This is a genomic window from Wolbachia endosymbiont of Oryzaephilus surinamensis (assembly GCF_025617515.1).
GTDB lineage: Bacteria > Pseudomonadota > Alphaproteobacteria > Rickettsiales > Anaplasmataceae > Wolbachia.
Genome location: NZ_CP092526.1, coordinates 956918 through 981181, shown reverse-complemented (window position 1 = coordinate 981181; position 24264 = coordinate 956918). Strand labels below are relative to the sequence as shown.

The 24264-nt window shown below is 34.1% G+C and carries 21 protein-coding genes, 1 tRNA gene and 1 pseudogene; 13 read left to right on the top strand and 10 right to left on the bottom strand.

Features of this window, described 5'->3' with window-relative positions; genetic code table 11:
- Nucleotides 1-148 precede the first annotated feature (148 nt).
- Together gatA and polA are read left to right on the top strand one after the other, a co-directional pair.
- Entirely contained in the window at nucleotides 149-1615 is a 1467-nt protein-coding gene (gene gatA / locus MJ631_RS04455; RefSeq protein ID WP_262986199.1) for an Asp-tRNA(Asn)/Glu-tRNA(Gln) amidotransferase subunit GatA, read from the top strand.
- Nucleotides 1616-1726: 111 nt separating this feature from the next.
- Nucleotides 1727-4255 (top strand): DNA polymerase I, encoded by a 2529-nt coding sequence (gene polA, locus MJ631_RS04450; protein ID WP_007302475.1) that lies wholly within the window; start codon nucleotides 1727-1729, stop codon nucleotides 4253-4255.
- A 26-nt stretch (nucleotides 4256-4281) separates the two neighbouring features.
- On the opposite strand, the gene MJ631_RS04445 is transcribed toward polA, so the two are convergent.
- Nucleotides 4282-5074 (bottom strand): IS5 family transposase gene (locus MJ631_RS04445; RefSeq protein WP_395460333.1). Its coding sequence is split into 2 segments (ribosomal slippage): nucleotides 4282-4809 and nucleotides 4811-5074, totalling 792 coding nucleotides; the frame shifts between segments, so codons are not numbered across the junction.
- Nucleotides 5075-5134: 60 nt separating this feature from the next.
- A pseudogene (locus tag MJ631_RS04440) lies at nucleotides 5135-5338 on the bottom strand (IS5 family transposase); the annotation flags it as partial.
- A gap of 755 nt (nucleotides 5339-6093) precedes the next feature.
- Here MJ631_RS04440 and MJ631_RS04435 point away from each other — a divergent pair.
- Nucleotides 6094-7044, top strand: a complete 951-nt coding sequence (locus MJ631_RS04435) for a hypothetical protein (protein ID WP_007302496.1) — start codon at nucleotides 6094-6096, stop codon at nucleotides 7042-7044.
- 37 nt (nucleotides 7045-7081) lie between these two features.
- On the opposite strand, the gene MJ631_RS04430 is transcribed toward MJ631_RS04435, so the two are convergent.
- The 5 genes from MJ631_RS04430 to MJ631_RS04410 form a co-directional block, all read right to left on the bottom strand.
- Nucleotides 7082-7864, bottom strand: coding sequence for an exodeoxyribonuclease III (locus tag MJ631_RS04430; protein ID WP_149168788.1), 783 nt, complete (start codon nucleotides 7862-7864; stop codon nucleotides 7082-7084).
- Complete coding sequence (locus MJ631_RS04425; RefSeq protein ID WP_007302498.1) at nucleotides 7864-8571, bottom strand: uroporphyrinogen-III synthase; 708 nt, start codon at nucleotides 8569-8571, stop codon at nucleotides 7864-7866. The genes MJ631_RS04430 and MJ631_RS04425 overlap by 1 nt, the downstream gene beginning before the upstream one ends.
- A gap of 235 nt (nucleotides 8572-8806) precedes the next feature.
- Nucleotides 8807-10336 carry an actin-bundling T4SS effector WalE1 family protein gene (locus tag MJ631_RS04420; protein ID WP_052264853.1) on the bottom strand — a complete coding sequence of 510 codons (1530 nt, stop codon included), beginning with the start codon at nucleotides 10334-10336 and terminating at the stop codon, nucleotides 8807-8809.
- A 189-nt stretch (nucleotides 10337-10525) separates the two neighbouring features.
- Nucleotides 10526-12019, bottom strand: a complete 1494-nt coding sequence (locus MJ631_RS04415) for a coiled-coil domain-containing protein (protein ID WP_262986196.1) — start codon at nucleotides 12017-12019, stop codon at nucleotides 10526-10528.
- Nucleotides 12020-12207: 188 nt separating this feature from the next.
- Nucleotides 12208-12558 carry a hypothetical protein gene (locus MJ631_RS04410; RefSeq protein ID WP_262986195.1) on the bottom strand — a complete coding sequence of 117 codons (351 nt, stop codon included), beginning with the start codon at nucleotides 12556-12558 and terminating at the stop codon, nucleotides 12208-12210.
- 129 nt (nucleotides 12559-12687) lie between these two features.
- Between MJ631_RS04410 and MJ631_RS04405 the strand changes: the two genes are divergently transcribed.
- The gene (locus tag MJ631_RS04405) at nucleotides 12688-14013 is read left to right on the top strand and encodes a phosphomannomutase/phosphoglucomutase (protein ID WP_029237536.1); all 1326 of its coding nucleotides are present in this window, start codon (nucleotides 12688-12690) and stop codon (nucleotides 14011-14013) included.
- A 130-nt stretch (nucleotides 14014-14143) separates the two neighbouring features.
- Here the strand turns inward: MJ631_RS04405 and MJ631_RS04400 are convergent, their stop codons facing one another.
- The 3 genes from MJ631_RS04400 to MJ631_RS04390 are packed head-to-tail and all read right to left on the bottom strand — an operon-like array spanning nucleotide 14144 to nucleotide 17159.
- Nucleotides 14144-14731, bottom strand: a complete 588-nt coding sequence (locus MJ631_RS04400) for a CvpA family protein (protein ID WP_007302502.1) — start codon at nucleotides 14729-14731, stop codon at nucleotides 14144-14146.
- 57 nt (nucleotides 14732-14788) lie between these two features.
- Entirely contained in the window at nucleotides 14789-15385 is a 597-nt protein-coding gene (locus MJ631_RS04395; protein ID WP_007302503.1) for a riboflavin synthase, read from the bottom strand.
- A gap of 40 nt (nucleotides 15386-15425) precedes the next feature.
- Nucleotides 15426-17159 (bottom strand): hypothetical protein, encoded by a 1734-nt coding sequence (locus MJ631_RS04390; protein ID WP_007302504.1) that lies wholly within the window; start codon nucleotides 17157-17159, stop codon nucleotides 15426-15428.
- Between the two features lie 682 nt (nucleotides 17160-17841).
- Here MJ631_RS04390 and pheS point away from each other — a divergent pair.
- The 9 genes from pheS (at nucleotide 17842) to metK (ending at nucleotide 24254) form a co-directional block, all read left to right on the top strand.
- Entirely contained in the window at nucleotides 17842-18885 is a 1044-nt protein-coding gene (pheS, locus tag MJ631_RS04385; protein WP_019236907.1) for a phenylalanine--tRNA ligase subunit alpha, read from the top strand.
- Nucleotides 18886-20121 carry an NTP transferase domain-containing protein gene (locus tag MJ631_RS04380; RefSeq protein WP_214303483.1) on the top strand — a complete coding sequence of 412 codons (1236 nt, stop codon included), beginning with the start codon at nucleotides 18886-18888 and terminating at the stop codon, nucleotides 20119-20121. It begins immediately after the preceding gene.
- A 60-nt stretch (nucleotides 20122-20181) separates the two neighbouring features.
- Entirely contained in the window at nucleotides 20182-20742 is a 561-nt protein-coding gene (locus MJ631_RS04375) for a P44/Msp2 family outer membrane protein (protein ID WP_007302507.1), read from the top strand.
- A gap of 235 nt (nucleotides 20743-20977) precedes the next feature.
- Nucleotides 20978-21448: a P44/Msp2 family outer membrane protein gene (locus tag MJ631_RS04370; RefSeq protein WP_052264904.1), complete on the top strand. Its 471-nt coding sequence runs from the start codon at nucleotides 20978-20980 to the stop codon at nucleotides 21446-21448.
- A 234-nt stretch (nucleotides 21449-21682) separates the two neighbouring features.
- Nucleotides 21683-22162: an outer membrane protein gene (locus MJ631_RS04365; protein WP_214303484.1), complete on the top strand. Its 480-nt coding sequence runs from the start codon at nucleotides 21683-21685 to the stop codon at nucleotides 22160-22162.
- A 218-nt stretch (nucleotides 22163-22380) separates the two neighbouring features.
- Nucleotides 22381-22683, top strand: a complete 303-nt coding sequence (rplU, locus tag MJ631_RS04360; RefSeq protein WP_007302510.1) for a 50S ribosomal protein L21 — start codon at nucleotides 22381-22383, stop codon at nucleotides 22681-22683.
- 10 nt (nucleotides 22684-22693) lie between these two features.
- Nucleotides 22694-22963 carry a 50S ribosomal protein L27 gene (rpmA, locus tag MJ631_RS04355; RefSeq protein WP_006012184.1) on the top strand — a complete coding sequence of 90 codons (270 nt, stop codon included), beginning with the start codon at nucleotides 22694-22696 and terminating at the stop codon, nucleotides 22961-22963.
- Between the two features lie 8 nt (nucleotides 22964-22971).
- Nucleotides 22972-23048: transfer RNA gene (locus tag MJ631_RS04350), tRNA-Ile, on the top strand.
- Nucleotides 23049-23087: 39 nt separating this feature from the next.
- The gene (gene metK / locus MJ631_RS04345; RefSeq protein ID WP_019236911.1) at nucleotides 23088-24254 is read left to right on the top strand and encodes a methionine adenosyltransferase; all 1167 of its coding nucleotides are present in this window, start codon (nucleotides 23088-23090) and stop codon (nucleotides 24252-24254) included.
- Nucleotides 24255-24264 lie beyond the last annotated feature (10 nt).

Sequence of the window (24264 nt, the reverse complement as noted above, 5' to 3'; positions counted from 1 at the left end):
GCCAAACCGGCTATTTAAAACGTACTACTAACCAATCCATTTCAGAAATCTGAATTGATCTTGATTGTATTCCCGTTTTCGATCATAAATATATAGATTTTCTGTCCTATTGTTGTTATAATTAATGCCTCGCTAAAATTGAATATTAATGAATGAATTGAGAAGGCTCACTATTACAGAGATGCATGATGGACTTAGGCGGAGAGATTTTTCTGCTGTTGAGCTTGTAGAGACGCATGTTAATGCAGTTGAAAATGAGCAACTGAATGCATTTGTAACAAAAACCCCAGAAATCGCGATAAAAGCTGCTAAAATAGCAGATGAATACTTCTTGAAACAAAAAGATAATATTTCACCACTTATGGGCATACCAGTTGGTGTTAAAGATTTATTCTGTACAAAAGGAATAAAAACAACAGCATGCTCAAAAATGCTGGAAAATTTTGTCCCGACTTATGAATCTACGGTATCTAATGTGCTTTTAAAAAGTGGAGCAGCCATGCTTGGTAAACTTAATATGGATGAGTTTGCTATGGGTTCTGCGAACACAAATAGCTATTTTGGTCCTGTTAAAAATGTATGGATTAGAAAAAGTGACGGAGAAAAAGTTGTTCCTGGTGGATCATCTGGTGGATCTGCAGCATCAGTTGCTGGGTTTTTATGCGCTGGAGCATTAGGAAGCGATACTGGTGGGTCTGTACGTCAACCAGCAGCTTATTGCGGAGTAGTGGGAATAAAGCCAACTTATGGAAGGTGTTCGCGTTTTGGTATGATTGCGTTTGCAAGTTCTCTCGATCAAGCAGGAGTAATTACTCGTTCCGTTTCTGATTCAGCATTAATGCTTGAAATAATTTGTGGCTATGATGAAAAAGATTCAACATCGAGCAAAAGGACAGTGCCTAAATTTTCCAGTTTTATAAATGGTGATATTAAGGGTAAGCGCATTGGTATACCAAAAGAGTATAAGATGGATGGAATTTCAGATGAAATAGTTCATAATTGGGAAAAAGTTTCTTCCAATTTAAAAGAAAATGGTGCTGAAGTTGTTGACATTACTCTGCCTCATACTAAATATGCGATACCGGTTTACTATCTAATTTGTTCTGCTGAAACTTCATCTAATCTTGCTCGCTATGATGGTGTACGTTATGGATTCAGGGTTGATGCTGATACCCTTGAAGAAATGTATTCGCTAACAAGAGCAGAAGGTTTTGGTAAAGAAGTGAAAAGGAGAATTTTAATTGGTTCTTATGCTCTTTCTTCAGGTCATTACAATGAGTATTATGAAAAAGCACAGTGCATTAGGGCATTAATCAGAAATGATTTTATAAAAGCGTTTGAAAAAATAGATTACATACTTGTGCCATCTGCTCCAACAGAGGCTTTTGGCTTAAATGAAAAGCCAGACCCGCTAATTATGTGCATCAATGATGTGTTTACCGTGCCGGCAAGCTTAGCAGGGTTACCTGCTATTTCTGTTCCTGTTGGACTTTCCAATGCAGGCTTACCACTTGCTTTACAAGTAATTGGAAATTATTACGATGAAGCTGGAATATTAAATATGGCAAGTGTGATAGAGCAAAATTGTGGCAGAATAGTTAATTCCCTTACGTAATATGTTTTCTTATAGTAACTATAGCATTATGATTATTTTGGCTATAGGAAACAAGAGCTTGATTTTTACAGCTAAATAACAGACCATCAAAGGCACACATAAATATCTACAATGAAAGAAAAAACTTTCACAATCATTGATGGTTATGGTTTTCTTTTCAGAGCTTATTACGTTTTGCATCATTTGACTACCACAGCTGGTATTCCAGTAGGTGCTGTGTACGGTTTTCTTAATATGGTTCTGAAGTATATTTCCCATTCGGACTACTTAACTATAGCACTTGATTCTGGCAAAAAAAATTTCAGGCACAGTTTATATTCTGAGTATAAAGCAAACAGAGTAACACCTCCTGAGGATCTAATTCCACAATTTACAATACTGAGAGAAGCGGTAGAAGCTTTTAACTTCAGCTATGAAGAGATTGAAGGCTATGAAGCAGATGACATAATTGCAACACTAGCTGCAAAATATGCCAACCACGAAGACTTTAAAGTAGTAGTAGTCTCATCAGATAAAGACTTATTTCAACTTTTGAATTACAACATTCTAATATTTGATCCTATCAAAAATATATACGTAGATGAAAAACAAGTGATAGAAAAATTTGGTGTAAATTCAAATAAGCTTCTTGATTTATTTTCTCTAACTGGAGATGCATCTGATAACATTCCAGGTGTTCCAGGAATAGGCCCAAAAACTGCAGCTAAATTGCTGGATAAATTTGATTCGTTGGATAACATTATAGAAAACATCAATAACATTGAGCAAACAAGAGTTCGTAATATTCTTACTGAGCATAAGGAAAAAGCACTAATTTCAAGAGAACTTTTGTCACTATGCAAAAAAGTAGATCTTCAACATGATATTGTAAAATATGAAGTTCATCCTCCAAATATGGAAAAATTGTTATCCTTTTTGAAGAAATATGAATTTAATTCATTGATAGGAAAAGTAGAAAAGCTCTTTTCTTATAGTGGATCTAGCACAAAAGAGAAAACAGAATATAGTAGTGAAGAATTAGAAAAATTTTTGGAGCATTGCAGATATGAAGGTAAAATTGCAATTCATTGCCACTTTGAAAACAATAGATTGAACAAAATCTCCTTATCTTGTAGTGAGGATAATATTTTCTACATAGATCAAAGCTGCCTACAAGATGCACTTACTATAATAAATTCAACTTTATTTTCAAATGGGGTGCTTAAAATAGTACATGATATTAGAAAGATCAGAGAAATATTTCCTACAATAGAGAGAGTGCTAGACTCAATTGATGACCTGATGATCATGTCATACAGCCTTGACACAGGTAAGCATGATCACAGCATTCCAAACATAATTGCACACAATTTAAGTAAAAATGTAGAAACTTTCTCGGCAAAAATTTTAATAGCGATCCATGAGAAACTGACACAAAGATTATTTCAGGAAAAACTTTTTACGATTTACGAGCGCTTTGATAGACCTCTCATGAAAGTAATATTTGATATGGAGCAAAATGGAATACTGCTCAATATTCAAAAACTACAGGAATTGTCTGATAAGTTTGAGCAGCTAATTGCTGTACTTGAAAACGATATACATAATTTAGCAGGAGAAAAATTCAACATTGCATCGCCAAAACAATTAAGTGATGTTTTGTTTAATAAAATGGAGCTAAGTAAAAAGAAAAAGTCAAAATCTGGGTCGTATAGCACCAATTATGAAGTTCTAGAGGCTCTTGAAGAAGAAGGGGTAGAAATTGCAAGTAAAATTTTAAATTGGCGACATTTAAGTAAATTAAAGGGTACCTACACTGATGCGCTAATAAAGCAAGTTGATCCTATTGATGGTAGAATACACACAAGTTTCTCAACAACTGTGACTGCAACTGGAAGGCTGAGCTCGAGCAACCCTAACTTGCAGAATATTCCTATCAGGAGCGAAGAAGGAAATTTCATCAGACAAGCATTTATTGCACCAAAAGGTTGCAAGATAATTTCTGCCGACTATTCACAAATAGAATTAAAACTCCTGGCACACGTTGCAAATGTTACCGCATTTAAAGAAGCTTTTGCAAACAGGCAAGATATTCATGATATCACTGCAAGACAAGTTTTTGGAGTGCAAGAAATAGATGAGCAATTAAGACGCAAAGCAAAAACCATTAATTTTGGCATTATATATGGCATTAGTCCATTTGGCCTTGCAAAGCGACTTGGCATTACCTTTCAAGAGGCTGCTGAATACATTAATTACTATTTTTCTTGTTACCCAGAAATAAAGGTCTATATGGAAAAAGCAGTATCTATCGCGAGAAATCATGGTTATGTAGAGACTTTGTTTGGTAGAAGATGTTTTGTAAGAGACATCAACAATAAAATTCCTTATCTAAGACAATTTGCAGAAAGGGCAGCAATAAATGCACCACTGCAGGGAACTGCCGCTGATATAATAAAACGCGCGATGATTCGGCTTTTTGATCAGTTAAAGTCAGGTAAAATAATCCTCCAGGTTCATGATGAATTACTTGTAGAAGTGGAAGAGAGCAGAGTGCAAGAAACAGCAAAACTTATGAAAGATATAATGGAAAATGCAGTAGAAATTTCTATACCACTTGAAGTAGAAATAAAAATTAGCGACAACTGGGGCTTTTCTTAATTATACCGTAGACCCTAAGAGCCTGTTCATAATCTTTTCAGGAGTAAAGCAGTAAAGGCTAGAACAACCATTTGCAGGCTAGTATTGAGTTTCCGCTCGCAATTTTTCCACAATCGCCTACATTTTTCCAACCAAGCAAAAGATCTCTCAACAACCCATCTTTTCGGCAATACAGCAAAGGTGTGTAATTCGCTGCGCTTTATCACTTCAACAGTTGCTCCAATAATATCTTTTATTTGAGTTGCAAATTTTTCTCCCGTATAACCCGCATCAACCAGTATATTTTGGACTTCAGAGAGGTTTTCTCTTGCATTTTCGATCATTTTTACAGCACTGCTACGGTCAGTTATTTCTGCTGTTGTGATATAAATTGCGTGTGGTAAACCTTCAGTATCAACTGCAATATGGCGTTTTATTCCTGAAATCTTTTTACCAGCGTCGTAGCCCTTATTTTGAGCAGTATCTGCATTTTTTACGCTCTGAGCATCAATTATACAGAAACTGGTTTTCTCTTTCTGACCATTGTTTTGTCGGACCACGCCAACTAATTTTTTTTAACACACATTCCAAAGTACTTTTTTTGTCTTCGCTTGGTTTTTCACTCCATTTTTTAAAGTAGTCGTAACAACTTCTCCATCTTGGGAATTCTTGTGGCAACATTCTCCACTGGCAGCCACTTTTTAAGACATACAATACTGCACAGAATACTTCATATAAATCAAGCTTTCTTGGCTTTGTCTTTCTTCTGCAGGACTCTAGATCTGGTAGAATAATCTTGAATTTTTCTCGACTTATGTCGCTTGGGTATAAACTTCTCATATATCCTAATCTATATTCACTATCTCTTAATTTATCCTTTTCTTGAGATCATGTACAGGTTCTAAGACCAATCCTGAATAGATAGGTTATTATGTGAATTAGAATCACTACTTTGTCGCTGTAGACATTGTTGCCACCTGCTACTTTTGGACTATTTTCGTACCAATTTTCAATGGCATCGTTGATATAATGAAAAACATTTCCCCTTTCTTGAAGAAATTTGTTATATTCATTGCAGTTACTGACTTTCATTCTTATTGGCATATTTTTCCTTTGTCGGCTAAATATCTATTTTATAACAAATTCCATCAGTAACTGCCTGTTCTTTCCTTGAGTGGTGCAACAAAGCCATTCCAGTGTCTGGGCACTGCCTTATTGTTGTAAATTCACTTTTACCTTATTTTGCCACACCCCTGAACGGATGCCTTGAGTGGTTAATTTCGCAAGTATAATAGTAGTCATATTAAAGAGTTCTTGAAGTAAGGAGAGCACGTTAAGCAAACAACGTTTACCTAAAATTCTGTGACATTAGCAGCTTTCTTGCCCCGTTTTCAGTAAACAGTGATTTTTCTATATATTAGAAAAATTTTTATTTTAATTAGCGTTAAACAATAGGCGCCTATTGGTTTTTAGCTAAAGTAAAGGTCAAATATCTGGAATTCTGGACATAAAATCCCCCTGTGTAAAAAAAAGATTAGAAAAAAGTGCAGCGCACATACAACAGAGATTAAGCATATTTACATGCACTAAAGAAGATACGCTACGCTTTTTGATTAAAAATTTGACTGAAAAGTCTGCAGACAAAGATAGATTTTGAGCTCTTAAAATATCTCTAACTGTAATTATAATCAGATTTAAAATATATGGAAGCAATTTTTTACATTCCCTTATCATTTGTTACTTTTCTATTTCTTGCTTTATTCTTTTCTTTTTTCCCTTTCAAGACAGGTTCTAAGAAATTTGAATTAATGCGAAAAATATGCTATAATTATAGCATAGGTTAGTACAAATAGATCGTTATGACAGTTCCAAAAGCAAAAAATAAGCCTTTAGAGTCATCTACTCAGGTGACCGGGCAAAATGAGATGCTCTTCAAGAAGGAACATAAGGAAATTTACGATTACTTTGTAAAAGTATTAGAAGTTAAAGCCAAATTAAAGGAGAGCAAAGGAATAACTGATTATTTTATATTAGCTTATAAGAAGATACTACTAACTAATGTCAATCCGGAAAAAATAAGACCACTCAGTGAAGAGAATTTTTGTCAGTTTTTACTTTCTATATTTAAAGAAGTTAGAGAGAAAAAATTGGCTGGAGAGGAAGATAGTAAAGTAAAGCAAGTAGTAGAGGAATGCTTAGATGATGTACGTGGTACAGAAGCTAAAGATTTACTAATAAAACTTGTTGGGTTCCCATTGGGAATAAAAATAGACCCGAAAAATATTTCTGGCTCCTTTATGGATGGAGTGAAAGAAAAAATACCATTTTTAGGTGGAGATAAAAAAGAAGAGGATGAACCACTACTTAGTGATCAAGAGATGGTAACAAAGTGCTTACGTAAGGTTTTTCTTCCTATTCTTTTTTCCATTGCTTCAATATTAATTTTTGGTCCTACTACACTTGCGATAGTTGCTGCTGTTATTGGTACAATATTTGCTGTAAAGGGAGGAATTGAAGTTCTTTTTTCAAATAATAGGCCAGGTACTTTATATGACCCTAGCTCACCAGATAAAGATGATACAGAAAAGAGAGCAAAATTGAATGAAAAAATTCGCAAGGGTATTGATGATATTTTAAAAACCCCAATTGAAAGCTCTCTTGAAACAATTGCTGACGGGAGTAAAAAACAACCTACTCCGGAACAAGCTCCTCAGGTGGGAAATAAAGGGGGTGAGCAGCTTACTATGCTTGATGGAAAAATTACTATAGATCAGCCAGCCAAAAGCACAGAAAAGACAGCAGTCAAGTAAGACCTATTTGCCAAAGGTGAATTGTGTAATAGGTCTTTTATTGTTTTATAACACATACAACAGGAGTATGATCAGATGGGTTTTCTAGTTTACGCAACCTATCATCTATGTAACATGTTTCCAATTTATCTGCAGCTTGTGGCGATAGCAGCATATGATCTATTCGCATTCCTTGATTGTTTCTGAGTGAATTGCCTTGATAATTCCACCAAGTGAATTGTTGTAAGTTGAGGTGAGATATTCTAAATGCATCTTTAAAACCAAGATTCAAGATCGCTCTTAATTTCTCACGCTCTTTTATATGAAAGCACACTTGGCCATTTAATAAATTTGAATCAAAAACATCAATTTCATCCAGTGCAACATTATAATCGCCAGCTATAATAGTTAACTCTTCATTTTTCAACAAAGTGCCCATCCTTTCATATAGGTTATCAAAAAACTTGAGTTTATACTCAAAAGTATGAGAGTCTGGGCTTTGACCGTTTGGAACGTATACACTTCCTACCCTTACCTTATTATTGGAGTGTTTTATCACACACTCTATATAACGTGCTTCTTGATGACTCTCTACAACATCAATTTTTAATTTTTCCAGTATTGGATATTTAGATAAAACACAAACACCATTTCTTGCAACCTGTCCATAGACAGCATATTCATATCCTAACTTTTCTATCTCTGCATAAGGAAATTGCTCTTCTGTACATTTTATCTCTTGCAGCAAAACTATATCTATCTGACTATCAACTATAAAACTACAAAGTTGGTTAATTCTTTTACGTATGGAGTTTACATTCCAAGTTGCAATCTTTAGCATCAACAATCCTTATTAATTATATCAATTAAACTCTCCCCTGTGGGCAACCTCGATGTTATAATTTTTTTCCACTTGATTAACTTTAAACTATCAGCAATGTTTTTACTCATGGTATATGCAACTGTATTATTCATCACAGGAGATAGCCCACTTTTTAGAACTAATGAACAAAATACCCTTGCAGTTTGTGAGGAAAAAAAAGCAACGCTATCAATTTTACCGTCCAATAGTAAATTTTTACACCTATTAGTTAGACTCCTTTTAGTAATTGTTTTATAGAGTACAACTTCTCTTACGTTAAAACCTTCTTCAGATAATCTTTTTTTTAGGTCACATGATACTTCTTGTCCCCTTATATATAAGAACTTTATTGTATTTGAATAATGAGATTTTATGCATGATATCAGACCATCAACGTTGCTGTCTGCTGAGATTATATCGGAAAATCCCAAATTTTTTGCAGCCTGCATGGTTGAATTACCAACCGTAATAATTGGAAAGCCATACTCTTTACATATTTGACTGAAAGCCTTTACACTGTTTTTACTTGTAGATATCACAACATCAAATTCGTGCGCGGATATATCAGGATTTAAGTACTTTATTGTGAATACTGGCTCTATAAAAACTTTGTATCCATATTTTTTTAGCGTGCTTCTTGTGCTCAACGAATCTAATAAAGGCCTTGTCAATAAAATAGACTTCATTCTGGTTTATTTCACTAGCAGTAAAATAATATCCCTTATACACAAATTATTGAATAAAAACTTTTATTTTTTAAGTTTCTTACGTAACCTATGAAAAAGGCAAGAGAAACTCCATAAATTGGCCCAGTGCTAGAAAACTGATCTTAAATAAGCGAATGTTTTTGATAAAATGAAAAAAAGATGTTACTCACTGAGTAACATCTTTTTTAAGAAGATAGATAGTTTTGTTTACTCTCTATATCTTCATTTTTGGAGCTTGATGCTCTACATCGACTTCAGCAGTTACTGTTGAAGAAGGTCCCACCAATTTGTCCAAAGAACCTGTCTTTCTTAAGTCAGCTTGGGTTTTTAACTTGCCATTTTTCTCAGTGAACATACCATGTTGCGGAGAAGAACTTGGTGAATTGAACCCACTATCAGAATTACGACGGTAACTGGCAAAGCTAGAAGTTGTAGCAGTACTGTCAGTGCTTAAAGAACCCGTTGAATTGCTTCTTGGCGGTTTCTCCGGAGCAACATAAAAACGGCTATTTCCTATCTCCGCAGATTGTATCTGATCCAACTCAGAATCTTGATATCTTATATAAGTAGCTTCCTCTGGCTTTTTGCCACCTTTTAGTGATGGTAACAACTTGCTCCAAAATGAAGTAGGTTCTTTTACTTCCTTATGCTCATTAGGATTTAATAATTCTGCTTTGCTGCTAACAGTACTTATAGAACTCGTTGAACTACTACCTGATAAGCTATTTTCCAGTGAATTCATAGAACTTGCTTTATGCCTTTTTGCTGACTTATTAAGCCTTTCTAAAGTATTAAAACGAGTATGCTCTTCCTTGCATTCTTTAATAACTTCCTTAATCTCATCATGATGTTCAGAAAAAATTTCATATAGGCTGCTATTATCTTTAGCTAACAAATGTTGCAACTTCTTAGCATCTAATTTATTGATAAAATCTATTTGCTGCTTCAATCGGTTGATCAACTGGTCCTTTTTGGCACTGTGTTGACCATCAACAGAATAAGCTTTCTCTAATATTTTTTCCCCCAGCTTAGAAAATATTTTCCTAGTTAAAGCAGAGCTATTCACACCTTTGTCTTCAAAAACTTCCTTGACAAACATTTCCTTTACACTATTAAAACTTCTCGTTTTTTCTTTTGTTTTCAAAATAACAGTTTGATCTTCATTACCTATTGAATATGCGATGCCATCTAAACTAGACACGCTTGCACCACTATCACTCATCTTCCTTCCAAGGTTTTGAATGTTATCCCCCATTTTTCTTAATGTAGAGCTAGCTCTCTCTTGTGTTGCCTGTTTTACAGAACTTGCAGTTTCTTTTACCGAATTCTTGGCATATACAGCACCATCTTTGATTTTTCCGCCAATATGCTTCGCTCCTTCAACTGTTTTTTCTGCTGACCATTTGAGCCCTTTATATCCAGATTGAACTGCTTTTACAGCAACTTTCGCAGCGAAAAATAGAGTAAGACCAACTATAGCACTTGGTATAGCAAGTGTTGCACCAACTGCCAAAAATGGTAACACTGCTGCAAATAATCCACTTGCTGTACCTACTACAAGGGCCTTATCTCCTTGCTTCATCTTGGAGAATTCTGTATCTCCTTTTAACAGATCCATAATTCTGTCTTTTAGCTTCTTGGGATCGTGAATGATATCTGAATTTAATGAAGAATCTTGAATCATTTTAAGATCATCTTGCTTAGTTTCAACAAAATTTGAAGAGTTTTTTTCACTAGGTGACATTTTTAACCTCACTATTAATTAAACATACTAATATTGTATATATCTGATTCTTAAGTTAGGGTTAATTCATCTAACAATGTCCACTTACTCTCAAATGATTTTGCTTGATGTGTTTTTTTGAAAGCACAGAAAATTAGTGATTATTGCAATATAATATCTCGTTTGGATTAGCTATAGTTGAAGCAAAACTCATCCTTTTGAAGGAGTAGATTTTTCCGTAGTCTTAGCAGGAACTGTGTTTGGATCTGATAGTTCTGTTCTGACATATTTGCCTTCTTTATCATATAAATCGCGAAAATCATTCATTTGCACATCAGTTTGAACTTCCACTGTATTAGTCTTTTTTTGATCTGTTGAAGATGATGCATTAACTTCTTTATCTTTAGTAGCTTTTTGTCTTAGTTGTGTATTTTCTTCTTGTAATTGTTTTAAATTTTTCTTTAACTCATCAATCTCTTTTGTTTTTTGTTTTAATTGTTCAGATATCATTAGTTTGTCCCTAGCCAAACTTTTATTTTCCTTTCCTAATTTACTAATTCTTTTGCTTGAAGATTTATCCGCAGCTTGTGTACCTTGGTCTTGTGTTTTAGGAACTGTAGTTTCGTGATTACTTGCCTGGATTCCTCTACTTTCATATTTAGCTTCAGTTTGAGTTGAAGTAGCTACTTTCGCATTTACTTCACTGAACTCATCCGCAAGTGATCTTCCGGGTTCAAGTTGTCGAATTTTTTCCTCCAAAACTTCTTTTTGCAGTTGATTTAATTCTTCAGCTAATTGATTTGCTGTATCAGTCAATTTTTCGTTTTCATTTTTTGCTTCCATCAACTGTTCTGCCAACTGCTTTTCATGATTATCTTGTGAACCTTCTACCGATATTTCCTTTAGATTATTTTCCAAATTTGCATTCTTTTTTTCTAGTGCACTTAACTTAGCTTCACTTTGCTCTAATTTTTCCTGCTGCTCTTCATTTATTCTATTTGTTGACTGAATCTCACTTTCTTTATCTTTCAATTGATTAATTAAATCTGTTATTCTAGCATTTTTATCTTTTTGACTTTGTTCTAGTACGGTTACTTTTTGTGCTAATTGCTCTATGTCTTTATCCTTTTCAGCTAACTCTTTTTCCTTTCTTTTCAATTCATCTTTAAGTCTTGTGAATTCTTTTGCCAAATCTTGCTTTTCCTCAGTTAATTTACTTAGTTCCTCATCAACTTCTTGTATTATCTTTGTATTATGGCTTTTTAACTCTGCATTTTCCTTCTTGAGATATGTATTTTCTTTCTCTAATTCCGCTACTCTATCTTCTAATCCTTTCCCTCCTTGTTTATGCTCTTCTTCATCATTAAACGTATCACTTTCAAATACTTCATCTCCATCACTAACCTCACTACTAATAGACAAAGAACTTCTGCGTGAAGAAGGTGTATTAAGAGAAGAATATCCACTGCTACTTGGTGTAGCTGACTGTGGTGAATCTTTTGTAAATGTTTCATCTGCTGGTGTTTGCTGCTCGTTCACACTTTTGACCATGTCAGTGAAAGTTTGATATAGAGTTTTGCCATTGATAAAAACTTCTTTATTCTGCTCAACTAATTTTAATACCTCTTCTGGGTCAGTTATTTCTCCAAATTTTGGTTCATCAATCACTCTTTTTATGCCCTTAGAATTTACTTCTACAGTCATGCTACAATCTATGCTATTGCCTTTAGAATCCTTAGCTTGCCAGTTAATGGTCATCTCACATGAGCTTGAACCAGTAAAATCATAGTGCCTTTCGCTGCCTTTTTTGGTTGCAGTTATTTGACTATCTTTCCCTAAAGATAGGTTATAAACCTTGCCTTCGTCACTGGCTCTTAAAAGGGTGCTAATCTCTATATTGGTTTTTCTTTATTTTCAAATCTAATTTTAAATTCATTATCTTGTGTTGTATATACTAAGAAATTTTCACTTGGTAGAGATTCTGCGAATTTTTTATGTGTTGCATTTATTGATTGCTCAAACTTTTGAAACTCCTCTTTCCACTTTGAACTTACCTGTTCTTTAATGTTCTCATCTTTGTGTAAAGGACCAATAAAGTACCAGATTAAATTTTCTTCTTCTAGTTTTCTGATAAAATCCTGAAAATTTTTGCAAGATTTAATGAAACTTAAAATATCATTTTTCTTTTGCTCATCTACATCTAAACCTTGATTTTCAGCTATAAATAAGTTTTCTTTTAGCATAATTTCTATTTTTAGAGAACTATATTATAATATTAGCATATTTTCTTAAAAAATCAACTAATCTTATAGTTAAATAAACTTGAGTATTTGGCGGGAATGTTATATATTAACCACTCCAAGAAGTGCAGTATGGACAATACTATTATAAGAAAATACGATATTAGAGGTGTGGTAGGCAGAGACCTGCAAATCAGTGATGGGTATGAAATAGGTAGAAAATTCGGTCAAACTGCAGCTAACGTTTGTGTAGGCTATGACAGCAGGATAGATTCACCAAGCATAGAAAAAGAATTAATCAGAGGCTTGATTTTATCCGGTGCGAATGTTATACGCGTTGGGCTCTGTTCTTCACCTATGCTCTACGCTGCAACAATGCAGGCAGATCTTGGGATTATGATCACTGCTTCTCATAATCCCAGAGAATATAACGGCTTTAAATTTTTCAGTAGTAAAAAAGTTTACTCAGATCAAGAAATGAAGGAAATTATAGGCAATACAATTAAAAACAGCACGAAAATTGGAAGCTTAATTAACACGAATATATATAGTGAGTACGTTAACATATTAAAAAATGCGCTCAAGAATAACGCTACACAAAAACTAAAAATAGCTTGGGATTTTGGCAATAGTCCAACAATTGTAAGGTATATTGAAAAAGTTTTACCAAGTCATATACACATCATAACCAATAACTCTATAGATGGGACGTTTCCACTGCATGACCCAGATCCCATAGAAGAAAAAAATCTTGCTCAGTTAATCAGTATTGTCAAGAAAGATAAATGTGATCTTGGTATTGCACTTGATGGTGATGGTGATAGGGTACGCTTGATTGATAATAAAGGTAATGTTGTTTCCAATGATCACTTGTTTATGATTTTTTCACGTGAAGTATTGGCGGAATACCCAAAAAGCAAAGTTATTGCCAACGTAAAAATGAGTATGAAAGTGCATGATTTCGTTAGCAAATTAGGAGGACAAATAATTACCTGTGCCACTGGACACTCACTAGTTAAGAAAAAGATGGTAGAAGAAGGGGCCAAGTTTGCCGGTGAACTGAGTGGGCATTTTTTCTTTTCTGAGCTGGGTTTTGATGATGGACTATATTCTGCTATTAAAGCCATTGACATTTTACTTAAGAAAAACCAAAGCCTATCTGAGGCGATTGAAGATTTACCAAAGTTATATATCACTCATGAAGTGAAAATTGTGGTGAAGGATGAGAAAAAATTTCAAATAATTGAATCAATCAAGGAGACACTAAAGCAGCAAAACATTGTATTTTCAGAGCTTGATGGAATTAAGGTAACTGATGATAAAGGTTGGTGGCTTCTTAGAGTATCAAATACGCAAAACTGCATAACAGCAAGATGTGAAGGAAATACCTTAGAAGATTTTGAACTCACTAAAAAAGTTTTGTTTTATTACATTGATGAACTAAAATTATACATTTAAATTTTTTTGATGATTTACTTATTCGTCAATGTTTGCAGTTTTGTTTGATTAGTAATAGGAATTGGTAACCTATGGCGCACTGCTGTGGATAATAGCTGTCTAGGCTAGTTTAGCTATAGAAAATCAACACTCACTTTTCTTTATTGTTTTGAGGTTTTTCTTGATCAACCATTTCCTCACCAATCTCTTTTATTTTTAGTATCAATGACTCTGGTACATACATGTTAATTACTTCTTCTGTTGTCACAAATAAAGCCTGATAAGAGTGTGAATTTATTATCCAATTGGGCAATATGTCTTCTGCGTCTATTTTAGACTCTCCCTCTTTTTTATCATATACTGTGTGGCAATATAAGTGCACAGCAAAAAATAGTACATAAGAAAGCAATATTCCTCTGAGTGCTCCGACAAAGATTCCAGTAACTCTATCCATTAATCCCAACCTTATAGGTGATAATATGTACATTAGCCAGTTATTCATTGTCATGAATGTAAGATTAAGTATAATAAATACAGAGATTGTAGAAAGTATGTTTTGTGTAACTTTAGAGTTAAAATACTTACTATAATTTATAATAAAAAAATCATAGTAACTAGCTGTCAAAAAGACTGATAAGAGCAAGAACATTAATGCACATAGCTCTTTTATAAAACCTCTAGTTATCGATATTATTACACACAAGACAATAATAAAGATAATTAGGCTATCGAAAAACATATTTTGTATCTATATGATTTTCAAGATATAATAGTTGTAAATAACAAAGTTGTAAAATTAATTGTATTGATATTTTATCAGCTGGTCTAAGTACCGGGCAATCATATCAACTTCTAAATTTAGGTAATTACCTGTTTTATTATGCTGAAAAGTTGTGTTTTTCCATGTATAGGGAATTATATTCACAGTGAATTCTTGATCGACAACTGAATTTACTGTAAGGGAAACTCCATCTAGCGTTACAGAACCTTTTTTTGTAATAAATTTAATTAATTCTTGTGGGCATGATAGTCTGATTTCATGAGATTCTAAATTTTGATTGATTGTTAAAATTTCTGTTGTGTCATCCACATGACCCTGAACCAAGTGGCCGTCAATTCTGTCACTCAGTTTCATTGCTTGTTCTAGGTTTATTTTTTTTCCTATTTTCCACATATTTAAGTTAGAAACCTTCATAGTTTCTTGAGATACTTGAACTGTGAATACATTGCTCATTATGTCGACAACAGTTAAACACACTCCGGAGCAGGATATTGAATCTCCTTTGTTTATAGAGGATAAATTTTGTGTCTCAATATGGAAGATTTGATCAGAGTTAGGGTGGATAGTGATATCAGTTATAGTGCCAATATCTTGGATAATTCCTTTAAACATGCAATAAAATAAATAATTATATCACAAAAGATCTTATTTGTTAGATGTGCAAAGGAAGATCTTTTTCACTTATCTGCTCAATAGATTCTACAGAATATTCAGAATATAGAAAGTAAGCCAGGTTCAAAACGCACAGTGTAATTAATATCGGTAACCCTATGTTTAATGTTAGACCGATACTTTTCCTTTTTTCTGTTGGCACCAATTCCTTTAAAATTGACACTTTTCCCAGCGGCAAGTGCCATAGCCAGAGTGCTGATATAGAAGCTGCTACTAAAAATAGACAAAGATAAGTCTCTTTCGAGGAAAATACAGTTTTTAATGGTGATTTGAGCCCAATATTAGTAGGCAATCGAGTTTTAGCTTCATTTGTTTTTGGTAAATGTTCTACAGCTTTGCTTGGCAAAATTTCATGAGAAATATTTCGAGGCTGTGGAGAAGATTGTATAGGAATGCCCGAAACTAATTTGAGCAATTGCACTGTTTTTCTATATACTTGCTTTTGTAAGTATTCTTTACCTAGAAGTGAGTTATTAGGAGGTTGTGGCCTTTTGAGTACCTCTAGCACTTCTGATATCTCATCTGATTCTAATACTTCATGTAATTGTTTATCTTGAAAGTAAACAATATTAAATATTAAGTTGAAAATATTGTGAAATGTCTCTGGGTCTTGATTTTTATATCCATTCATCACTTCAATAAATATTTCATCGAGTTTTTTTTCTCTACGCTCAATCTGGTTATCTATCATAGCTACTCTAGCATCATTTTGAGCTTGTTTTACGATAGATTGTTTTTCTTCTTCTGATAGTTCTTGAGCTTGCTTTTTTGACTTCTTTTTTCTGTTAGTTTTAAAATAATCTGTGTGCGACCTGGTTTGACCTATATCCCGCTCTGTTTCTTGAGGGACTAAATTTCCTATACTACCCTCTGTTATCCGAGTGGCTGACACTGGTTCTTTCTCTTCTTGGTCAAGTGCTGGAATAACACCAGGTGGCATATTGTTACTCTGTATAGAAAATTTGGGCAGTTGTGGGAAAAAGAATTGTGCCGTATTAAAAAAATTGAATGGCTGAAAAAGAGACCTAAACCAGGAAATATTTTCATGCATTGTAGCAACAATTACTGGTGCACGTGTAATTTGCTTTCTGTTACTTGCTATATTGTAGCCAAACGAACCTTGCACAATTTGTTTATCTTGCGTGTTTCTTTTTTCAATCACATTTTCGTTTTTATTTTCAGTTTCTTCTATTTGTAATGTATCTTGACTTTGCTCCTCACTTTTGGCTTTTTCTACATGTTTTAGCTGCTTATTCAAGAATATCTCGATTTGTTGCAAGCTATTGAGGTTGATGTTTTTAACGTTTGTTTGTAGCGTTATCGTTATGCCCTGCATGAGGATTTGAATTGGAGCATTATTTATGAATTCTTCTACAGTTTTATTAGCTTTATGGTAGTTATTATATAATTCTTCACTTTCTTTTGCTACTTTTATATTGGCTGTGAAGTTTTTCTCCTGAGAAAGGCTGGTTTCAAAAAAGTCAATCAAATGTTTTATTTGAGGTAATATTGTATTAGGGTTTACCTCTGTCAGTAGCTTGAGCTTAAATGAAAACTCTTGCGTATCACTTGTAATATTTTTTGAGCGAATGGTGCTAATCTCCAGCACTTCATTAGAAAATGCTTTACTTATTTCTTTAGATCTATCCTTAAAAAACTTAGGTAAACCCTCAATTTCGTATTTTTTCTTAGTTTCTATGTTACTACTATGCATGAGTAAATTTTTTAATGTAGAGTGAAATAAAAAACATAATTAGTCAATAAATTAATAATTATAGCACTCTTACATAATAGTAGCGTGTTGGATTCAATAAGAGCAGAAAAAGTTACTTTACAAATCTCATCAATCTTCTTATCATAACAATAAGAGTGTTTATCCTTGTTTTTAATCTCTGCAGATTTAACAACAAAATTCAGTAAAAAACTCAGGTATATATTGGCAGATTACATAAAATTATAGCGGCTGCATGTCTTTTTTATTTTTTCTACATTCAGCCAAAACGCGCTTTAAATAAGCGTTAGCACATTATTACAATGCCGATTTACATTATTATAGGGTCAAAACTCACTACTGGGGGATTCTTTTGCCTTTTTTTCGCTTGGTGAATTTTTTAATATTCTGGATTAGTTAGTAGTCCTATAGAGATAGCACTTGATGCTGGAATTCAGGAATTTTTTGAGCACGAAAGTTATGCTAAGTTTTTATTGTTAAGTAAAGGCTGGATTCCAGTGTCGGAGCACTGGAATGACAGAAGAAGGAAACACTCGGATAGGGGCAATTTTAATGATACCAATCATAGAGATCAGCTACTCTGATGACAACTTTTTATCCAAATAGTTTTATTGATGATATTAAAGATTGCACTATAATGAAAGTTTAAGCTAGCGTTTTTAAGGTGAATAAAGAGCTAATAAGTGAAATACCTTTACTTGAAGATAAGGCAGTTTCTGAGATTGAAAATGCTGCTTCTTTGAAGGATTTAGAAAAAGTTAGGTTGTCATACTTGGGGAGAAAGGGTGTAGTAAAAGCTTATTTCGATGACTTAAAGAATATAGATGATGCAGGAGAGAAACGCGACCTAGGTGCAGTGATTAATGTTTTACGCAATAAGATAGACCAGCTTATAACAAGCAAAGAAAATGAACTGAAAGATAAAGAAGTTAAGTTAAAACTGCAAAATGAAGCAGTTGATATCACACTGCCTGTCAGACCAGAAAGAATTGGCAAGATTCATCCACTCAGTAAAGTTATAAGTGAAGTGAAGCTCATTTTTGCGCATATGGGCTTTAAAGCAGTTGATGGTCCTGATATTGAAGATGAATTTCACGTATTTGATGCATTAAATACTCCAAGTCACCACCCTGCACGAGAGGAGCAAGATACCTTCTATTTAAGGAATAAAATAAATGATAAAAGAATGGTGCTGCGCACTCATACCTCATCTGTGCAGATTAGAACCATGGAAAAGACAAAAACTTTTCCAATTAAAATAGTGGCTGCAGGCAGGGTATACAGAAATGACTTTGATGCAACTCACACTCCTATGTTTCATCAGATAGAAGGACTTTATGTTAATGAAAATGTCAATATGGGCCAATTAAAATTTACTATTCATTGCTTCCTTAGTAAATTTTTCGGAGATAAGGGTCTAAGAATACGCTTTCGTAATAGTTTTTTCCCTTTTACTGAACCTTCTGCGGAAGTGGACATAAGCTATAAAGATAGTAAATGGATTGAAGTACTTGGATGTGGTATGGTGCATCCAAATGTCTTTAAAAATGTTGGAATAGACGATACTAAATACAGTGGCTTTGCATTTGGGATTGGTATAGAAAGGCTAGCAATGCTGAAATATCAAATTAGTGATCTAAGGAGCTTTTACGACAATAGAGTTAGTTGGCTCAACCATTATGGTTTTCATTTTTCGTCTTTAAGATAAGTGACAAATAAATCTTATACATTTGTTGTACTTGCTGCTGGGCATAGTGAACGAATGAATTCAAGCTTGCCTAAGGTTCTGCACAAAATAGGTAATTTCTCCATGCTTGAGCATGTCATTTACAATGCAAAGCAGCTGAATCCTGAAAAAATAGTTATTGTAGTCGATTTGCCTTTAACTCAAAGGCTGAAATGCTTTGAGGGTATAAAACTAATTACACAAGAGTCAACGCTCGGCACGGGAGATGCAGTCAAAATTGCAATGAGGAACCTGAAAGAATTGTCAGATATAGTTGTTGTGCAGTATGGGGATACTCCACTAATAAAAAGCAGCACAATAACTAAAATGATAAGCTGCTTAGGAGAGAGCAATGCTTTAGTTTGTCTTGGGTTTAAAACTAATAATAAAGGATACGGTAGACTAATTATTGAGAACGGTTCCCTAAGAGAAATCGTAGAAGCACAAAATGGTAGAAATAATGATGAGGAATTTCTTGCTAATGCCGGAATAATGGTTGCACGTGAAAAGAATCTACGTGAATTGGTGGAGAAAATAGAGTGTAATAACCAAGCTCATGAATATTACTTGACCGATATCGTTGCCATTGCAGTAAAGAGTAATTTAAATGTCGGCTATGTTATTGCTGATGAGGAGGAGGCAACTGGCATAAATAATAGGAATGACCTTGCAACGGCCGAGTTTTACTTTCAAGAAGAAAAAAGAAAGTTTTTCACTAACTCTGGAGTAACGCTTGTTGCTCCAGAAACTGTTTTCTTCTCTCTTGATACGCAAATTGGTATGGATTCGATTGTTTACCCATACGTTTTTTTTGGTCCTGGAGTAAAAATAGGATCTGGTGTTAGGGTTGGTCCATTTGCCAAATGTGAAAATACAACAATAGGTGATGGTGCAATCATAGGTAATTTTGTTGAAACAAAAGCAAGTGATATAGGTATAAATACTAAGATAAAGCATTTAAGTTATATAGGAAATACTCAGGTAGGGCAGGGGAGTAACATAGGTGCAGGTACCGTTATTTGTAATTATGATGGGAAAAAGAAACATAGAACAAATATTGGAAGCAATTGTTTTATTGGTGCCAATAGTTCATTAATTGCACCGCTTAATGTGCATGATGACTCTGTCATTGCAGCAGGTAGCGTTATAGTGAAAGATGTGCCAAAGGGAAGTCTTGCAATTGCAAGAGAAAGGCAAGTAACTAAAAAAATAAAATAATTCCAATTTTTTTCTTGATGGTTATGCTTATATATGCATATGCTGAGATCTTAGATAAAAATGAAAAAATTATTTACCTTGTTGGTTTGTTGTTCTCTTTCAGTACCATCTTTTGGAGTTGATTGGATTAAAGATAGAATTTATACTTCTTTGTCATATAGCCGACTTGGTGTTAATTATGACGTTGGTTTTCACTATACAGATAGCGTTAAAATTTCAGTTGGCTATGTAATCAAACCTATTATTAATTCTCTAATCAAACCTACTCTTGATGAAGAATTTGGAGCAGTGGTGGGGCTTATGGCAAAGCTTCATTATCATCATAAATTTGAAAATACGGGTATTACTCCTTATATTACTGCTGGTGTTGGTGCTGTTATAGTGCGTACAATGAAGGCTAAACCTAATGTAGGTAGAGCTGATAGTATAGGTGAAAACATAAGTGCTCTACTTGGAGAGGCTTTCAAAGCTGTAGTCAATGATGAATTTTTTTCTTATCAAATAGGTTCTGGTATTAATCTTCCACTTTCTGAAAGAACAAGTGTTTTTGCTGGCTACAAATTGCAAAGGTTTCATAAAATTTTCCATGGAATTGAGCTAGGAGTGAGTTTTAATTTATAAACTCTGATTGAATATTTTTAGTAAAGGCTAGTGGGAAATTATATTGAAGCGAAAGTAAGTGATGTAGACTCAAATGATGATTGCAGCAGATAGTGAAAGATATGCCAATTTGCAATTGCAAGAGAAAGACAAATAACAAAAAAAATAAAATAATTCCAATTTTTTACTTGCAATTTATACTATTTTTAATATTTATATGCTTGTATATGCATATATTACTCTTTGGAGGATAAAAATGAAAAAGTTACTTACTTTGTTGGCTTGCTGTTCTTTGTCAGCACCGTCTTTTGGAGTTGATTGGGTTAAAGATAGAACCTACACCTCTTCGTCATATGGCATGCTTGGTGTTAATTATGATCTTGGCTATCATTGTACAGATAGCATTAAAATTTCATTTGGTCCTGCAGTTAAACTTGTTATGAGTGAAGGGATTTTAGACGCGGGACTTATGACAAAGCTTCATTATCATTATAAATTTGAAAATACAGATATTACTCCTTATGTTACTTTTGGTATAGGAGGAGTTGCTAAAATTCCTCTTTCAGAAAATCAAGGGCCAGACGTAGAAGAATTTTTTTCTTATCAAATAGGTTCTGGTATTAATCTTCCACTTTCTGAGAGAACAAGTGTTTTTGCTGGCTACAAGCTGCAGAAGTTTCATGAACTTTCGCATGGGGTTGAATTTGGAATGAGTTTTAATTTGTAAGCTCCGATTGAATGTTTTTAGTGAAGTCTGGTTTGAATTTTTGTTGAAAAAAAGCAAGTGATATAGGCTAAAATGATGATTGCAGTAGGTAATAAAATGTGACAAAGAGAAGTTTGGCAATTGCAAGAGAAAGGCAAGTAGCTAAGAAAGTGATTCCGATTTTATTATGTAAGTTATGTAATTTTTAACTTTTCTGTGAGTATATATGCGTATATTCATGGTTAGAGGGTAAAAATGAAAAAATTACTTACTTTAGTAGTCTGCTGTTCTCTGTCAGCACCGTCTTTTGGAGTTGATTGGATTAGAGATAGAATCTATACTTCGTCGTCATATGGCAATCTTGGTATTAATTATGAGCTTGGCTATCATTATACAGATAGCATAAAAATTTCAGCTGGTCCTGTATTGAAATCTGTTTTGTTTGGAGGATCTTTGGCAGAGTTAGGATTCATGGCAAAGCTTCATTATCATCATCAATTTGAAAGTACGGATATTACCCCTTATGTTACTTTTGGTGTAGGAGGTGGAGCTAAAGTATCTCAACCAGCACAGCAAGGTCAACAGCCAGACGTAAAAAAGTTTTTTTCCTACCAGATAGGTGCTGGTATTAATCTTCCACTTTCTGAGAGAACGAATGTTTTCGCTGGCTATAAACTTCACAAGTTCAGTAATTTTTCTCATGGGTTTGAACTTGGAATGAGTTTTAATTTATAAGCTCCGATTGAATGTTTTTAGTGAAAGCTTGAGTTTTTGTTAACGTCGTAAAGTTTTCATGAGACTAAGAGAATTTGAGAGTAGTCAAGTTTTAAAACTTGACTACTCTCCACGAGGAAAAGCAGATAAAGGTAGAAGTATTTCATGTTTTTATTTATATTGACAGTATGTGTAACATCATTTACGATTAGTGTTAATAACAATAATTGATATTTGTCATGTTTGCAGTAATCGAAACTGGTGGAAAGCAGTATTTAGTAAAAAAAGGCAGCATAATTAAAGTAGAAAGATTACAAGCTGAAGAAAAAGAGGAAGTGGAAATCAATAAAGTGATTTGTGTTTCAAACAATGGCTTATCTTGTTCATCTAATGCTGTTGTTAAAGCTGAAGTACTGGAGCAGTGTAGAGATAAAAAAATTATAATCTTTAAGAAAAAGAGAAGAAAAAATTACCGTAGGAAAAATGGTCATAGGCAGTATATTACTGTTCTTCGTATCAATGAAATTAGTCTTCAAAAGTAAGAGGTAAGATATGGCAACTAAAAAATCAGGTGGTAGTTCCTGTAATGGTAGAGATTCGGCAGGGCGTCGACTCGGGATAAAGAAGAATGGTGAGGTTATTCCAGGTAACATAATTGTACGTCAAAGAGGTACAAAATTTCATCCTGGAAAGAATGTTGGTATGGGTAAAGATCATACGATTTTTGCTAAAACGAAAGGCTGGGTGAGTTTTAGAAAATCAGCAAATAAAAAGACGTTTATTGATGTTGTGCCTACAGATGATATGCAAGCCTTGGCTTGAATAGATACGGGTCTGTAGCTCAGGTGGTTAGAGCGCACGCCTGATAAGCGTGAGGTCGGAGGTTCAACTCTTCCCAGACCCACCATTTAAATTTGCAATAGTTTTGATATCGTGTAACTAAGCGATGGTTTTACATAAGAATTCAGTAACCAGTGAATCAGTAGCAGCCGGTCATCCAGACAAAGTAGCAGACCAGATTTCAGATGCAATACTTGACGAATACCTTTTTAATGACTCTTCCTCTCGTACTGCAATAGAGACTTTAGTTACTAAAGATAATGTTATTATAGCTGGGGAAGTATTTGGGCCGAACATTGAAAATAGCAAGATTGAAAGTATTGTACGGAATACAATAAAAGATATTGGTTATGAGCATGATGGTTTCCACTGGGAAACAGTGAAAGTAAATATACTGCTACATGAACAATCAAATGACATTGCAATAGGTGTGGATCAAGGTGCTGGGGATCAGGGCATAATGTATGGCTATGCAACAATAGAGACAGAAAGCCTCATGCCAGCACCCATTTTTTATGCACACTCGATTCTGAGAAATATCATGAGTATGGTCAAAGGGGTAAAGCTTGGTCCGGATGCAAAATCGCAAATCACTTTGGCGTATGAGAATAACCTTCCAGTGCGTGCTGAAAGTATTGTTGTTTCAATACAGCATCTTGAGGATCTGAGTCAATCGAAAGTGAAGGAAATAATTTATCCTTACATAGCTTCATCTTTACCTGAAGGGTGGATGTGCCCTAAAGAAAATCTCTTAGTCAATCCAACAGGTAGATTTGTTATTGGTGGACCAGTTGGTGATTGTGGATTAACCGGACGAAAAATTATGGTTGATACTTATGGAGGCTATATTCCACACGGTGGAGGAGCGTTTTCTGGAAAAGATGCAACAAAAGTTGATAGATCCGCAGCTTATATGGCGAGATACCTTGCTAAAAATATTGTCTTTGCAGGTTTAGCTGAACGTTGTCTTGTGCAGCTTTCTTATGCAATTGGTGTCTCAAAACCTACTTCATTTTACATTGATACATTTGGCACGAATACAATAGATGAAGAGAGGATTAAAGGGTTTATTGAAGGTAACATAGATTTATCAACTAAAGGCATAATAAGACATTTATCACTTAATCGTCCTATATATAAACGTACAGCCTGCTATGGGCATTTTGGTAAAAAGTTAGAAAGTGATGGTGGATTTTCTTGGGAAGGTGTGGACTTATCTACTGATTTTTGTAAAGAATTTAATATAGAAGAAGAAAAGAGAGAATTTCTTTAAACTATTAAAC